The following is a 13,626-nucleotide window of genomic DNA, read 5'->3' as shown; positions in this document are numbered from 1 at the left end:
CGACGATTTCGCCGCGACGCATTGGCAGCAGGACCTCAATCACCGGCTTCGTTCGCCAGCACCATGTACATGAATGCCGACATGACGAGTCCGCCGGTCTGGACCAGGCAGCTGCTGGCATTGGCGACCTGGCGTGCGCCGCATTCGCCGCGCAGCTGGCGCACGGATTCGATCATCAGTTGCATGCCGAACTGGCCGGAGTGGTTGAACGCCAGGCCACCGCCCGAGGTATTCACCGGCAACGCTCCGCCGGGCGCGGCAATGCCGCTGCGCAGGAGCGCGCCAGCCTGGCCGGGTTCGCACACACCCATGGATTCGAGCCCGACCAGCACATTGATGGTGAAGGCGTCATAGATCTGCACCATGCTCAATTCGCTGCGCGCGATGCCGGACATGCACAGTGCACGCTCGACGCAGGCGCTGGTAACGCCATCGTCGAGCCAGTCGAACGTATTGATCGGCGTGACATGGCCTCGATAGGTATCGGCGAAACCGCGGATGAACACCGGCGGCCTGGCCAGGGTGCGGGCGTATTCGGCCTTGGTCAGGATCAACGCACCGGCGCCGTCGTTGACCAGGCAGATATCGGCCTTGCGTAGCGGGTCCGAGATCAGCGGCGAAGCCAGGTACTCCTCCATCGTCAGTGGTTGGCGCAGCGTGGCCTGGGGATTGAGGTGCGCCCAGCGCCGCGCGTTGATCGCCACCTCGCCGAGGTCCTCCGGGCTCGCCTGATAGCGATGCAGATACTGCTGGGCGAGCATCGCATACCAACTGATCGGGCTGAGCACGCCGTAGGGCGCCACGAACTGGCCGGACGGGGAGCGCGGGTCGGTGACCACGCCGCCACGCTGACGACTGTGATCCAGGCGCTGGGTGCTGCCGTAGGTGACCAGTGCCACCGAGCACAGGCCGGCGTCGATGGCGGCCATGGCGTGGATCAAGTGGGTGAGCGGCGAGCCGCCGCCCACCACCGTGCTGTCGACATAGCGCGGGGTGATGCCCAGGTATTCGCTCACCAGCAGCGCATTGGCGCGGTCGTCCCAGTGGGCGAATACTCCATCGACATCGGCCAGGGTAAGCCCGGCCTCCAGCAGGGCCGCGCGGGCCGAGCGGCATTGCAGCGACAGCGCGGTGTCGCCTGGCTGGGCCTTGCCGAGGCCGGCTTCGCCGACACCGACGATGGCATAGCGGCCGGCCAGGCGGGATGCGTCGAGCGTCATGGTCGAGGCTCCTGCGCGATGAGCTGTGCACGCACGTCTTTCTTCAACACCTTGCCAACCGGGCTGCGCGGCAGGCTGTCCCAGAACAGTACGTGCTTGGGGGTCTTCAGGCTGCCGAGTTTTTCCCGGCAGGTGGCGATGAATTCCTGCGCGGTTGCACAGGCACCCGCCTTGAGTTCGATGACCGCGATGACTTTCTCGCCCCAGTCGGCATCGGGAATGCCGACCACCGCGCAATCCATCACCGCCGGGTGCGCCCAGATCACTTGCTCGATCTCGCTCGGGTAGAGGTTGAACCCGCCGGAGATGATCATGTCCTTGGTGCGGTCGACGATGTACAGGTAACCGCCTTCGTCGAACACGCCGATGTCACCGGTGTGGTGCCAGCCGAACCGGCGTGCCTCTTCGTTGGCTTGCGGGTTGTCGTAGTAGCCGGGGGCGACCAGTTCGCCACGGGCGACGATCTCGCCGCGTTCGCCGGTCTCGACGATCCGCCCGTCATCATCCATCAGGGCCACTTCGCAGGCGCCGGTGGGACGGCCGGCCGAACCCAGGTGCTTGCCGTCACGCAGGTGGTCTTCGCGGGTCAGTACGGTGATCACCCCTGGCACTTCGGATTGACCGTAGAACTGCACGAACACCGGCCCCCATAGGGCGATACCCTCGCGCAGCTTGTCCACGGACATGGGCGCGGCGCCGTAGATCACGTATTCGAGCGAGGAGCAGTCGCGGGTCCTGGCGTCCGGGTGCGAGAGCAGCCGGTAAATCAGGGTCGGCGGCAGGAACAGGTGGGTGATGCGTTCCCGTTCAATGGTTTCCAGTACCACGCCGGGGTCGGCGGACGCTGCAATCACATTGCGCGTGCCGAAACTCGACAGGGCCATGGCGGTGGCGCCTGCCGCATGGGTCAGCGGGGCCACGACCAGGTGCGCGGGGCTTTTTGCCGGTGGCATGAACTGGTTGCCGATGCGGTAGCAGGCGAGCAACGCGCGATGGCTTTGCATGATCGCCTTCGGCCGCCCCGTGGTGCCGCCCGATGACTTGATCAGGGCAATGTCGTCGAGCCCCTGGCGCACTGTGCACTCTTGGCCGGCATGATCGCGGCACCAGGAGGCGATGCTCAGCCCGTCGATCGGCTCGTCCAGTCCAATCAGGGTTTTCAGGCTGGGCACGCCGGCGCGAATGCGCTCGGCATGCTCGGCGTACTGGGAGTGCAGCACCAGTACCGAGAGCTTGGTGAAACTCATGAACCAGATCAGGCTGTCGATCGAGTCCCTGGCATTCAAGGGAATGAAGGTGCTCCCGGCGCGCAAGGCGCCCAGCATGGCGACAAAGCTCAGCGGGTGATTGGGCGCCAGCACGCCGACATGCGCGCAGCTCAGGCCCAGCAGCGTCAAGGCATGGCCGATGGCATGGGAATCGGCCTGGACCTCGGCGTAGGTGAGGCTCAAGCCGGGGCCTTGCAGGCAGACATTGTCCGGGTGGCGATTGGCGCCCGCGTCGAAGTGGTCGGTGATCATTTGCATGGTGACGGCTAATCCAAAAGAGTGAACTGGGGCAGCGTGCAGGTTTCGCTGACGGGCTCGAAGCAGACGCTGACGCGGGCGCCGATGGCGACGCGGGTCAGGTCGGCATCGAGGATGTTGGCGACTACGCGCACACCTTCATCGAGGTCGATCAGCGCAACCACATAAGGCAGCCGGGATTCGAAGGCCGGCGAGGGCGCGATCCGGCAGACCGTCCAGGTGTAGATGCGCCCATGGCCGCTGGCGTTGATCCAGTCGAGGCGCTCGCACAGGCAGCTGATGCAGAAGGCCCGAGGGTAAAACTGGCAGGTCCCGCAGCCAGCGCAGCGCTGGATCACCAGTCGCTGTTCCCGGGCGGCCGCCCAATAGGCGGCCGTTTCGGCGGTGGGTTGCGGCAGGGGCCGAGCAGAGAGGGGAGTCGACATGGCAGCCTCAGTGAGTACGCAGTTCGAAACCGGCCATGGCGATATGCACATGGCGTTGCTCCGGGAGTTTGGCCAGCCCGGCGATCAGTTCATGCAGCGGACGACGCACGTTGAAGGTATCGTCGACCATAACAGGGACCAGCCCGGTGATTTTTTCGTCGCCGTACATGGCGCGCAGCAGCAGTTCATCGTCCGACAGGCCGGGGTAGCGGCTACGCAGTTCGGGAACCCTTGGCAACAGCACCGGCGGTGTGGTCGCCACCTCGCGGGAACCGTTGGCGAGCACAAGAGCCTTGACGTCGTGATCGACCGGCAATGGCAGTGCGCCGAAGTAGCCGCACACGTACTTCTTCACTTCGTCGGGTACCACCTTGTAGCGCTCGCCGCTCAGTACGTTCATCACCGCTTGCGCGGCAATCATGGCGGGGAAGGGCGTGGCCATCACGGGCGAGCCCAGTTCCACGCGCACGCGCGCGATCTCTTCGAGGACCACCGGCAGCTTGTCGGCGATCCCCGCCAGCTGCAGTTGCGACTGTAGATTCGACATGGCGCCGCCGGCATATTGGGTGACGAAGTGCGCCGGGTCGTATTCCGCCGGGATACCCAGGGGAAAACCGTTCTCTTCGGCCACACCGGCGAGGTACTCGCCGATCTCGTCAGCGGCGCGGTCATCGAAGTCGACCTCGAAACCGATCTCGCGCAGGTTGCGAGCGAGCATCTGGGCCGAGGGCCCGGCATTGCCGTGGGCCAGCGGATCGATCGAACACAGCAGACGGTCGGCGCCGTGCACCGCGGCTTCGATGGCCACCAGCGAACCGGTCGCGTTCAGGCAGTGGGTGAGCACTTCGAGCGGTCGATCACCGATCATCGCCTTGATCGCCGGCACGATGCTGCGCACCTGTTCCACGGTCATGCTGCCGCCGGCATCGCCGAAGGTAAAGGCGTCGATGTCGAAGCGCTCGATGGCTTCGCGCGCCTTGGCGGCGTAGAACGGCGCGTCGTAGCCAGGGGCCAGGTTGTAGATCATGGCGAGGTTGGTGGTGGCGCCGAGGCGCTTGGCGGTGGCTATCGCCGGCACCAGGTTATCCCAGCAATGCAGTGAGTCGAGGAAACCGATGTCGCGGGCACCGTTGGCGACCAGGCGCTCGACGTACAGCTCGCTGAGGTCGTCCGGCTCCGGGTAGAAGCTGCGCAGCATGTTGCTGCGCACGATGCCGCGCAACGGCGTACGGCGGATGCGCTCGGACAACAGGCGCAGGCGCTCCAGCGGGTTCTGGTTGAGGAACAGCACGCTGGCGTCGAACTGCACCAGGGCAACGCCTTCTATCGCATCGAAACCCAGGGCATCCAGGCGCTCGGCCATCGGCAGCATGTGCTCGGTGCGCATGCGCGTGGCCCACAGGCACTGGTGCGCATCGCGCAGGGTGGCATCGACCAGCTGGATGCGCCGCCGTTTGCCGGTGCGGACAAATTCCGCGTGCACTTTTTCGCGTAGTTGGTTCAGCACATGTCACCCCTTGCTGTGTTCGAGATGGATGGACAGGCCGGGGCCTGTGACACTCAATACGGTGTAGTCGGGCCAGCGTTGCAGCAGCCCCTGCGTCAGGGCCTGCTCGGGTGTGCGCACTTCGTAGTGAAGACTGTGCAGCGGCGGCAGCGCCGAGCAGCCGCAGACCAGTGCCGCCAGCGCCTCATCGCCGGCGGGCACAGCGCTCGCACGGCAAGAATGTGCAACCGCGCCGATGCGTTGTTGCAGGCTGTTCAGCGACGTGTCGATCGGGCCGTAGCAGCCTTGCAGCCAGCGACGCAAGGTTGGCTGCAACGTGGCGTAGCGTGGGCCGCCGTCCAGATGCTCGAGCGCCTGTCGCGCAATGGCCCGGGCGAAAGGTTGCAACATCGGCGGCTGGCCCAGCTCCTGGCGAATGCGCGTGCACTCGCGGGCAAACTCGAACAGATCGGCCAGGCGTCTGCGCTCACGCAACGCTTGCATGGCCTCAGTGGCGATTTCGCCCGGCAACTGGTGCTCGTATGGAGCCAGGTCGAAGGCCCAGGGCACACTTTCGGCAAAGCCTTCCTGATCCGCCACTGCAGCGAACTGAGCCTGGGCTTCTTTCAGACGATCCTGATCCGGGGTTTGCAGCGGCAATTGCAGCAGCGCCGCCGAACTGATCAACCGTGCCAGTGACGGTACCGAGGCACCGTTGGCGACACAGGGCAGCGCCGCATCGAGGCGGTCGATGCCAAGTCGAATCGCCTCCAGCGCCACCTGCGGGCCGAGACCGGTGTGGCAGCGGGTGTGCAGGTCCAGAGGGGTTCCATCAGCGCCGCTACGCAGCGCCGCGAGCAAGCCGGGCAGGCGATCGACATGCAGCAGGCCGGCTTCGTCGCGCAGCATGATGCGCTGCGCACCGGCCTGGGCCAGCCGCGCCGCGCAGGCCGAATAGTGGGCGTTGCCATGTTGATGATCGTCGACATAGGGCAGGGCGGCGATGGCGCTCAGGCCGTTCGCCAGTGCCAACTGCACCGCGTTGCCCAGGCGCTCGAAATCCAGCTGCGGATCGATCAACACCACCTCGCTGATGCCGGACCGGGCGAGCACCCGCAGCCAGCCGTCCAGCGTTTCGCCAGCGAGCACATCAATACGGCCATGGGCGGGCAGCAGGTTCACCGTGGCGCGCAGGGGCGTGCCATTGGCGCGTTCGCGCAGTGCCGTGAGGCGTTGCAGCGGATTTTCACCGCGGCCCAGACATTGCGCGATCACGGCGGGACTCAATACCTCGATCGCCGCCAGCCGGGCGTGCCCCAGTGAACTCATGGTGCCGAGCAGCATCGCCGTGCCGAGGGCGCCGCCCCAGGCGGCGGTCTGGCCGTCGCTCAGGCTGACATCGACCAATGTTGTCATGCTCATGCGCGCTCCTTGGCTTGTTTCAAAGCCTGTTTGCGGGCAGGTACGAAGACGTCTTCGACCCAGCGCGTGGTGACCAGGCCCGCGACGAAGTCGGGGTGATCGAGCACGGCATGGTGGAAGCGGGCGGTGGTCGACAGGCCTACGACTTTCATGTCCTCCAGCGCCTTGCGCATCAGCACGATGGCCTCGTTGCGGGTCGGTGCATGCACGATCAGCTTGGCCAGCAGGGAGTCATAGAACGGTGGCACGGTGGCGCCGCTGTAGCAGTGGGTATCGACCCGTACGCCCGGGCCCTTGGGTGGCAGCCATTCGCTCACCAGGCCCGGGCTTGGGAGGAAATGGCGGTCCGGGTCTTCGGCGTTGATCCGGCACTCGATGGCATGGCCGACCAGCTTGACGTCGGCCTGGCTGAACGACAGCGGCAGGCCTGCGGCGATGCGAATCTGCTCGGCCACCAGGTCCAGGCCGGTGATCATCTCCGTCACCGGATGCTCGACCTGGATGCGGGTGTTCATTTCCAGGAAATAGAATTTGCCATCGCGGTCATCGACCACGAACTCGATGGTGCCCGCACCGAAATAACCGACATTGCGCGCCAGGCGTACGGCGCACTCGCCCATTTGTTCGCGGGTGTGCGGCGCGAGGCTGGGGGAGGGTGCTTCCTCGATCAGTTTCTGGTGCCGGCGTTGGGTCGAGCATTCGCGCTCGCCCAGGTGCACAACATTGCCTTGCCGGTCGCCCATGATCTGGATTTCGATGTGACGCGCCAGTTCGATGAACTTCTCGACATACAAGGTCGGATCGCCAAAGGCCGCTTGTGCTTCCGAGGAAGCGGAACGGAAGGCGGCTTCGGCCTCATCGTCGCTGCGCACGATGCGCATGCCGCGCCCGCCGCCCCCGGCGGTGGCCTTGAACAGCACCGGGTAGCCGATGTCGCTGGCGATGGCGCGGGCAGTTTCTGCATCGGCCACGGCGTCAGAGCCCGGCACCCGCGGTACTTCGGCTTTTTCCGCCAGACCGACGGCGGTGATCTTGTCGCCCATCGAATCAATGATTTCGGCCGATGGACCAATGAACGCAATGCCGGCATCTTCGCAAGCCTGGGCGAAGTGCGAGCGCTCGGAAAGGAAGCCGTAACCCGGGTGGATGGCGTCGCAGCGCTGTTCCAGTGCCGTGCGCACCAGCAGGTCGGCGCACAGGTAGCTTTGCGCGGCCGGCGCGGGGCCGATGACCACGTACTCATCGGCCAGGCGCGCGGCCAGGCTGTACTGGTCCGCTTCGGAGACGGCGGCAACCGATTCGATGCCCAGGGTTTTGCAGGCGCGCACGATGCGCACCGCGATTTCGCCACGGTTGGCGATCAAGACCCGGCGAATGTCGCGGGTTGCCACGGGAATGCTGCTCATCAACGTGCCTCCGGTTCAAGAATCATCAAAATCTGGTCGCGCTGCACCATCTGCAGGTCCTGGGCGACGATGCGCACGACGCGGCCTTTCAGCGGCGACGCGAGGGTGTTGAAGAGTTTCATGGCTTCGACCAGGCACAGCGGCGTGCCTGCCTCCACCAGCGTGTTCTCTTCGACGAAGGACGGTTGGTCAGGGCTGGGTTTGCGATAGAAGGTGCCCATCATGGTGGCGCGTACGGCGATCTGACCGGCGGCGATTTCGGGTTCGCGGGTGGCCGCCACAGTGGCCGGCTGCGCTGATTTTGCGGGTTTTACACCTTGCGCAGGCGCCTGGGACCGCTCGATCGTTCCCGACTTGCTGGCAGTCAGGGTGGTGTCACCGACGCGGACTTCCAGAAAGTCCAGATGCCTCGTGTGATCCAGTATTTCCAGGATTCTTCGTGCTTCTTTATGAGTGAGCGACATGCCTTCTGGCCTCTTGTTGTTCGAATTGCCTTGACGGATATGAACATCGATACGTAGGATTGTCAACAATCAGACAATCATGTAATTTGCTGATCGTGATCCAGGGCGTTTGCGCAGGCCTTCATCAAAAAGCGTAGCGCGCGGCGGCCAAGGGCTCGGTCATTAAAGAAATCAGTAGTGTTTTGGAGGGGGCGAGAATGAGTACAATCGCGGTTAAATCAGATGTCGCCGGAACGGTCTGGCAGATCCATGTCGGCGTGGGCGATGTCGTTGAAGAAGATCAGATACTCATCGTCATGGAATCCATGAAAATGGAAATTCCATTGATGGCTGTCGAGCCGGGGCGCGTTGTCAGCGTTCTAGTTGCCGAGGGCGACGTGGTGAAAGACGGCCAGGATGTCTTGCTTATGGAGTGCGATTGAAGTCTATGTCAATGAATGTAGGTTCGGCGTCGGCCGCCAAGGGCGGTAGTGCAATAGGTATCATGCGTGCGGGTCGCCAGCGCGTCCTGACGATGCCGGAGCAGATTGCCGAAAGCATTACGCTTGCGATTCTGCGAGGTGAATACGGGCCGGGCGATTCGGTGCGTGAACAGGAACTGGCCGACCACTTCCAGGTCAGCCGCGGTCCGATTCGCGAGGCCCTGCGCATTCTCGAGAAGGTCGGCGTGGTGACCATCGTGCCGCAGCGCGGCGCGCATGTGACCTCATTGAGCAGGCAAGAGATCGACAATCTGTTCGAGATCCGCGCGGTTCTGGCCGGTTTGCTGGCCAAATACCTGGTCGACCTGGATGGGTCGATCGTCAATCAAATGGACGCCATCGTTACCCGGCTCGAACTGATTGCCTCGCAAGCGGATGCCCTGGACGAGTATGCCCAAGGCAGTTATCGCCTGAGCACCCTGCTGTTCCAGTCCTGCGGCAACAAGCAGCTGGCAGAACTGATGGGGGCGCTGGGTATCCAGACCGCACGCTACACGCGGTTGGGCTTGCGTTCAGCGGAGCGTCGCCAGGCTTCCGCCAACCATTGGCGCCAACTGGTCGAAGCGCTCAAGCAAAACAGCAGTTCGGTTGCCGCGAACATGATGGTCGAGCTGATCAACGCTTCCCATCAAGCCGCATTGAATCACCTGGAATAATCCACACGGGGGCACAACACTCCCGAGTGCTGTGTCAGGTTGTCGACAATAAGACAAAAAATCATGACAAAAAAACGCACCGCAGGACTCATGCTCAGTTGGGCAGCCAAGCAACACCGGGGCCGCACCGCCCTGATCTTCGGCGAGAACGGCCTGACCTATGACCAGGTCGAGACGGGCAGCAACCGTCTTGCCCATGCCTTGATTGCCCTTGGGCTGCAGGTTGGGGAGCGCGTCGCCGTGCTGCTCAACAACTCGCCCGAGGCGATCGAGAGTGTTTTCGCGGTCGAGAAGGCCGGCCTGGTTTACGTGGCGCTCAATGCCCGGCACACCTTGGCCGAGCAGATCGCGATCCTCGACGACGCCGGCGCCAGCCTGCTGGTGGTGGGGCCTGAATTTCGCGAGATCGGCGAAGGCGTGCGTGATCGCGTCGCCGGTTTGCGCCAGGTGATAGCGCTCGATTGGCAGGCACCGCAGGTACTGGATTACCGCCAGTTGCTCGCCTCGATGCCAGCGCAGGCGCCGAATGTCCAGGTGTCTCCCGATGCCTTGCTGCGCATTGCCTATACCTCGGGCACCACCGGCAAGCCCAAGGGCGTCACCTACACGGTCAAGCGCTGGTATGAACGCCTGACCAACCATTTCTACGCCATGGAATACAGCCTGGGCGTGGAGGATGCGATGTTGCATGTCGGTCCCTTGACCCATGCCGCCGGCGTGCACCTGTTGCCCTGTTACTTGCGCGGGGCGCGCAATGTGATTCTCGAGAAGTTCGAGCCACTGGACACGCTGCAACAGATCCAGCGGCACCGGATCACGCAGATGATGTGCGTGCCGACCATGCTCACCCGGTTGCTCGACGCCCTCGACAGCGGCGCCGAAGCGGATCACTCGTCGCTCAAGTGCATCCATTACGGGACGGCACCGACCTCGGTCGACCTGATCCAGCGCGCCATCGCACGCTTCGGCCCGGTGATGCGCCAGCAGTACGGAATGACCGAGGCGGTCCAGCCGCTGGCGGTGCTGTATCCGCACGAACACGCCGAAGACGGCGTGCTGCGCTCCTGCGGCAAACCGACGGCCAATGTGCAGATCAGCGTGCGCGATATTCACGGCGCGGAACTGGCGGTGGGCGAGATTGGCGAGATCGCCATCGCTACCGACGGCATCGGCGAAGTGGCTTTCTGGCGCAGGCCGGATCTTGAAGCCGAAGCCATTCGAGATGGCTGGTACTACTCCGGTGATCTCGGTTACCTCGATGCCCAGGGCTTTCTTTATATCGTCGGGCGTAACAAGGACATGATCATTTCCGGTGGCTTCAACGTGTATGCGCGGGAAGTCGAGGATGCCCTGGAAAGCCATCCGCATGTACTCGAGGTGGCGGTCCTGGGCCTGCCCGACCCGGAGTGGGGCGAGCGTATCGCCGCCTTTGTGGTGCGGCGCGAAGGCGCCACGCTCGACAGCGAGACCCTGGGCAGCCATTGCGCGGCCCTGATCGCCGGCTACAAGAAGCCGCGCCTGATCGAATTCGTCGAGGCCCTGCCGCGCAACAACGCCGGCAAGGTGGTGAAGAACATTCTGCGCGATGACTATCTCGCGCGCCTGCAGAGGACATCATCATGAGCACGCCTGTTGCCCCTGAATGGTCGCTGGAACTTGCGGACATCCGCGCTCGCCGTGAAATCGCCTACGCATTGGGTGGCCCCGAAGCGGTGGAGAAACACCACGCCCAAGGCAAACTCACGGCCCGTGAGCGCATCGGGCATCTGCTCGATGGCGAAAGCTTCGAGGAGTTCGGCATTCTTGCAGGTGCGGTGAAGTACACCCCGGAAGGCAAGATGGCCTCGGCCACGCCGAGCACGGCAGTGGTGGGTGTGGGTCAGATCGATCGGCGGCGCACCGTGGTAGCGGCCGATGATTTCACCATTCGTGGTGGTTCGTCGGAGGCGGCGGTCGCTGAAAAGTGGATCTATGCCGATCGCTACGCCTGGGAATACAAGTTGCCGATCATCCGCATGATCGACAGCGCCGGCGGCAGTGTGAAGCTGCTCGACAAGCTCGGTCACACCAAGATCCCGGGCTATGCCTTGTTGCCGATCACCAACCTGCTGGGCGCGGTGCCGGTGGTCGGCATTGCCCATGGCGCCTGTGCTGGCCTGGGTGCGCTGCGGGTTGCCGCCTCGCACCTGTCGATCATGGTGCGTGGCCAGAGCCAGGTGTTCGCGGCCGGCCCGCCGGTGGTGAAGCAGGCGTTTGGCATCGATATCGACAAGAATGACCTGGGCGGTTACGACCAGGTGCATCGTCACAGCGGCATGATTAACCTAGCCGCCAACAGCGATGCCGAGGCGCTGGACTTGGCCAAGCGTTTCCTGTCCTACCTGCCGGGCAATGTCTGGGAGCAACCACCACGGGTGGCCTCGACCGACGCGCCCGGTCGCCGTGACGCCTGGCTCAACGACGCCATTCCCCATGACCGGCGCAAGATCTTCAACCCGCACAAGATCCTCAAGTCGCTGGTCGACAAGGACAGCCTGTTCGAGATGTCCCCGGATTTCGGCGCCTCGACCATCACCGCGTTCGCCCGCCTCAACGGCTATTCGGTGGGGATCATCTGCAACAACCCGCGCGTCGGCGGCGGTGCGCTGACCCGGGCGGCGGCGCTCAAGCAGACCCGCTTCATAGACCTGTGCGACACCTTTCACCTGCCGCTGATCTACCTGGTGGACCAGCCGGGCGTCATGACCGGTCAAGAGGCGGAAATGCAGGGCACGTTGATTGCGGCCATGCAGGCCGTGCATGCGATCGAACAGGCGAGCGTGCCGGTGATCACCATTGTCCTGCGCCGCTGTGTCGGGCTCGCCGGTGCCATGGTCAGCCCCTGGCATGGCCCCACGGGCACGGCATTGCCGCACCGGTTTGCCTGGCCGTCGGCGCAGTGGGGTTCGATCCCGATCGAGGGTGGTGTCGCCGCTGCCTACAAGCAGGAAATCGCTGCAGCGGATGATCCGCTGGTGCGGCGCAAGGAACTGGAGGCCCATTACCAGGCCCTGGCTTCACCGCTGCGCACGGCCGAGCGCTTTGGCGTGATCGACATCATCGAGCCGGACAGTACCCGTCCGCTGCTGTGCAACTGGGTGGGTGACGCGTATCGCATCACCGCGCTTTCCCTTGGGCCGAAGCGGCGGACCATGCGCTAGTCCCCCTGGGACGGGTGGCATCGCGCCTTACCTTCATAAAAACAACTCAAAGGTACTGACGAATGTTCTGGAAAAAGAGTCCCTGTGCCGTCCTTGCGACGCTGATGGTGATCCACCTGCTGGCCCAGGTGGACCGCAATATCCTGCTGGGTTTCGCCCCGCAGATCACCGGTGAGCTGGCGATCAACAATGCGCAGTACGGTTTTCTGGTCGGCGCGGTGTGGGTGCTGAGTTATGGCGTGATGGCGGTGTTTCTCGGCGCCCTGGCCGATCGTCACAGTCGACCACGGGTGATTGGCGCGGGCATGCTGGTCTGGAGCGTCTGTACGGTGGCCTCCGGTTACGTCCAGAACTTCGAGCAAATGGTCGCGGCACGTTTTCTGGTGGCCACCGGAGAGGCTGCGCTGGTGCCCGCCGCCACGGCCCTGTTGATGGAGCTGTTCTCGGAAAAGCGCCGGGGCACCGCGGTGGGACTGTTTTACCTCGGCATTCCGTTGGGCATTGGCTGCAGCTTTCTGCTGGCGGGCACGCTCGGCGCTGCCCACGGTTGGCGCACCACGTTCCATTTCCTCGGCATCGCCGGGGTGATCATTGGCTTGCCGTTGATGCTGATGAGCGACAAACGCAGCCATTGCACGGTGCAGGAGCGGGGCGAACCCCTCGCCGCACAGATGGCCGCCGTGTTCAGTGAACTGCGCAGCAACCGCGTCGTGCGCTACACCGTGACCGGGTTCGTGCTGGCCCACCTGGCCTATCCGGGCATTTCATTCGCGCAACTGTGGATGACCCGGGAGAGGGGACTGGACCCGGCCTCGATTGCCATGACCCTGGGCGCGATGCAAATCGTATTCGGCTCGTTGGGCGCCTTGGCCGGCGGCATTCTGAGCGACCGCCTAGCCCCTCGTTTCAAGGGCGGCCACGGCAGTGTGCTGGCGTTGCTGATGTTGGTGTGCGCGCCGTTCATGATCGCTTATCGCCTGGTACCGGTGGATTCACCGCTGTTCTACGTGGGAATGGCGGTCGGCATCTTCATGCTGATGTCGCTCTACGGTTCTGCGACCACTGCCATTCAGGGCGCGGTCCCGGTGCGCATGCGTTCGACGGTCATGGGCTTCTCGATGCTGCTGCTCAACCTGTTTTCGGTAGCACTGGGCACCTTTGTCGTCGGCTGGGTCAGCGACGCCTTGACAGGTGCCGGAGCGGACTCGCCGCTGACCCATGTGCTGCTGGTCAGCGACATTCTCGCCCTGGTACTGGGTGGGTTTTTCTTTTATGTGGCGGCGCGTATCAAGCGTGGAAGCGCGTGTGCGATGCCGACAATGGGTATCAAGGTTTAGCT

The 13,626-nt window shown here is 64.0% G+C and carries 12 protein-coding genes; 5 read left to right on the top strand and 7 right to left on the bottom strand.

Going from position 1 to position 13,626, the window contains the following annotated elements:
- Positions 1 to 35: 35 nt before the first annotated feature.
- The 7 genes from ACM6I6_RS19905 to ACM6I6_RS19875 are packed head-to-tail and all read right to left on the bottom strand — an operon-like array spanning position 36 to position 7,949.
- Positions 36 to 1,220: a thiolase C-terminal domain-containing protein gene (locus ACM6I6_RS19905; RefSeq protein WP_406591969.1), complete on the bottom strand. Its 1,185-nt coding sequence runs from the start codon at positions 1,218 to 1,220 to the stop codon at positions 36 to 38.
- Entirely contained in the window at positions 1,217 to 2,746 is a 1,530-nt protein-coding gene (locus tag ACM6I6_RS19900; RefSeq protein ID WP_274077620.1) for an AMP-binding protein, read from the bottom strand. The genes ACM6I6_RS19905 and ACM6I6_RS19900 overlap by 4 nt, the downstream gene beginning before the upstream one ends.
- An 8-nt stretch (positions 2,747 to 2,754) precedes the next feature.
- Positions 2,755 to 3,171: a Zn-ribbon domain-containing OB-fold protein gene (locus ACM6I6_RS19895; protein ID WP_323609025.1), complete on the bottom strand. Its 417-nt coding sequence runs from the start codon at positions 3,169 to 3,171 to the stop codon at positions 2,755 to 2,757.
- A gap of 7 nt (positions 3,172 to 3,178) precedes the next feature.
- Positions 3,179 to 4,678: a hypothetical protein gene (locus ACM6I6_RS19890; RefSeq protein ID WP_323609024.1), complete on the bottom strand. Its 1,500-nt coding sequence runs from the start codon at positions 4,676 to 4,678 to the stop codon at positions 3,179 to 3,181.
- A gap of 3 nt (positions 4,679 to 4,681) precedes the next feature.
- Positions 4,682 to 6,079, bottom strand: coding sequence for a hypothetical protein (locus ACM6I6_RS19885; protein ID WP_414920585.1), 1,398 nt, complete (start codon positions 6,077 to 6,079; stop codon positions 4,682 to 4,684).
- A complete protein-coding gene (gene accC, locus ACM6I6_RS19880; RefSeq protein ID WP_323609022.1) occupies positions 6,076 to 7,485 on the bottom strand; it encodes an acetyl-CoA carboxylase biotin carboxylase subunit in 1,410 nt (469 codons plus the stop codon). The genes ACM6I6_RS19885 and accC overlap by 4 nt, the downstream gene beginning before the upstream one ends.
- A complete protein-coding gene (locus tag ACM6I6_RS19875; RefSeq protein ID WP_323609021.1) occupies positions 7,485 to 7,949 on the bottom strand; it encodes an acetyl-CoA carboxylase biotin carboxyl carrier protein in 465 nt (154 codons plus the stop codon). Before ACM6I6_RS19875 ends, accC begins: the two co-directional genes overlap by 1 nt.
- 197 nt (positions 7,950 to 8,146) lie before the next feature.
- Here ACM6I6_RS19875 and ACM6I6_RS19870 point away from each other — a divergent pair, with 197 nt between their 5' ends.
- The 5 genes from ACM6I6_RS19870 to ACM6I6_RS19850 all read left to right on the top strand — a co-directional run bounded on the left by ACM6I6_RS19870 (position 8,147) and on the right by ACM6I6_RS19850 (position 13,624).
- Positions 8,147 to 8,371 (top strand): acetyl-CoA carboxylase biotin carboxyl carrier protein subunit, encoded by a 225-nt coding sequence (locus tag ACM6I6_RS19870; protein ID WP_274077626.1) that lies wholly within the window; start codon positions 8,147 to 8,149, stop codon positions 8,369 to 8,371.
- 5 nt (positions 8,372 to 8,376) lie between these two features.
- Positions 8,377 to 9,087 (top strand): GntR family transcriptional regulator, encoded by a 711-nt coding sequence (locus ACM6I6_RS19865; RefSeq protein WP_414920584.1) that lies wholly within the window; start codon positions 8,377 to 8,379, stop codon positions 9,085 to 9,087.
- A gap of 63 nt (positions 9,088 to 9,150) precedes the next feature.
- Positions 9,151 to 10,710: a class I adenylate-forming enzyme family protein gene (locus ACM6I6_RS19860; RefSeq protein ID WP_274077628.1), complete on the top strand. Its 1,560-nt coding sequence runs from the start codon at positions 9,151 to 9,153 to the stop codon at positions 10,708 to 10,710.
- Positions 10,707 to 12,287, top strand: coding sequence for an acyl-CoA carboxylase subunit beta (locus tag ACM6I6_RS19855; protein WP_274077629.1), 1,581 nt, complete (start codon positions 10,707 to 10,709; stop codon positions 12,285 to 12,287). The genes ACM6I6_RS19860 and ACM6I6_RS19855 overlap by 4 nt, the downstream gene beginning before the upstream one ends.
- Positions 12,288 to 12,349: 62 nt before the next feature.
- Complete coding sequence (locus ACM6I6_RS19850; RefSeq protein ID WP_274077630.1) at positions 12,350 to 13,624, top strand: spinster family MFS transporter; 1,275 nt, start codon at positions 12,350 to 12,352, stop codon at positions 13,622 to 13,624.
- Positions 13,625 to 13,626 lie beyond the last annotated feature (2 nt).

It is taken from the genome of Pseudomonas sp. IT-P218 (assembly GCF_949767605.1).
In the GTDB taxonomy this organism is placed as follows: Bacteria; Pseudomonadota; Gammaproteobacteria; order Pseudomonadales; family Pseudomonadaceae; genus Aquipseudomonas; species Aquipseudomonas putida_AE.
Note: the sequence above shows the minus strand (reverse complement) of the source record. Positions and strands in the feature narration are given on the sequence as shown.

Excerpts from the sequence above, each read along its gene's own strand:
- ACM6I6_RS19900 (WP_274077620.1), bottom strand. The coding sequence starts at position 2,746 with ATGCAAATGATCACCGACCACTTCGACGCGGGCGCCAATCGCCACCCG.
- ACM6I6_RS19875 (WP_323609021.1), bottom strand. The coding sequence starts at position 7,949 with ATGTCGCTCACTCATAAAGAAGCACGAAGAATCCTGGAAATACTGGAT.
- ACM6I6_RS19855 (WP_274077629.1), top strand. The coding sequence starts at position 10,707 with ATGAGCACGCCTGTTGCCCCTGAATGGTCGCTGGAACTTGCGGACATC.
- ACM6I6_RS19870 (WP_274077626.1), top strand. The coding sequence starts at position 8,147 with ATGAGTACAATCGCGGTTAAATCAGATGTCGCCGGAACGGTCTGGCAG.
- ACM6I6_RS19905 (WP_406591969.1), bottom strand. The coding sequence starts at position 1,220 with ATGACGCTCGACGCATCCCGCCTGGCCGGCCGCTATGCCATCGTCGGT.
- ACM6I6_RS19860 (WP_274077628.1), top strand. The coding sequence starts at position 9,151 with ATGACAAAAAAACGCACCGCAGGACTCATGCTCAGTTGGGCAGCCAAG.
- ACM6I6_RS19895 (WP_323609025.1), bottom strand. The coding sequence starts at position 3,171 with ATGTCGACTCCCCTCTCTGCTCGGCCCCTGCCGCAACCCACCGCCGAA.
- ACM6I6_RS19850 (WP_274077630.1), top strand. The coding sequence starts at position 12,350 with ATGTTCTGGAAAAAGAGTCCCTGTGCCGTCCTTGCGACGCTGATGGTG.
- ACM6I6_RS19885 (WP_414920585.1), bottom strand. The coding sequence starts at position 6,079 with ATGAGCATGACAACATTGGTCGATGTCAGCCTGAGCGACGGCCAGACC.
- ACM6I6_RS19865 (WP_414920584.1), top strand. The coding sequence starts at position 8,377 with ATGTCAATGAATGTAGGTTCGGCGTCGGCCGCCAAGGGCGGTAGTGCA.
- accC (WP_323609022.1), bottom strand. The coding sequence starts at position 7,485 with ATGAGCAGCATTCCCGTGGCAACCCGCGACATTCGCCGGGTCTTGATC.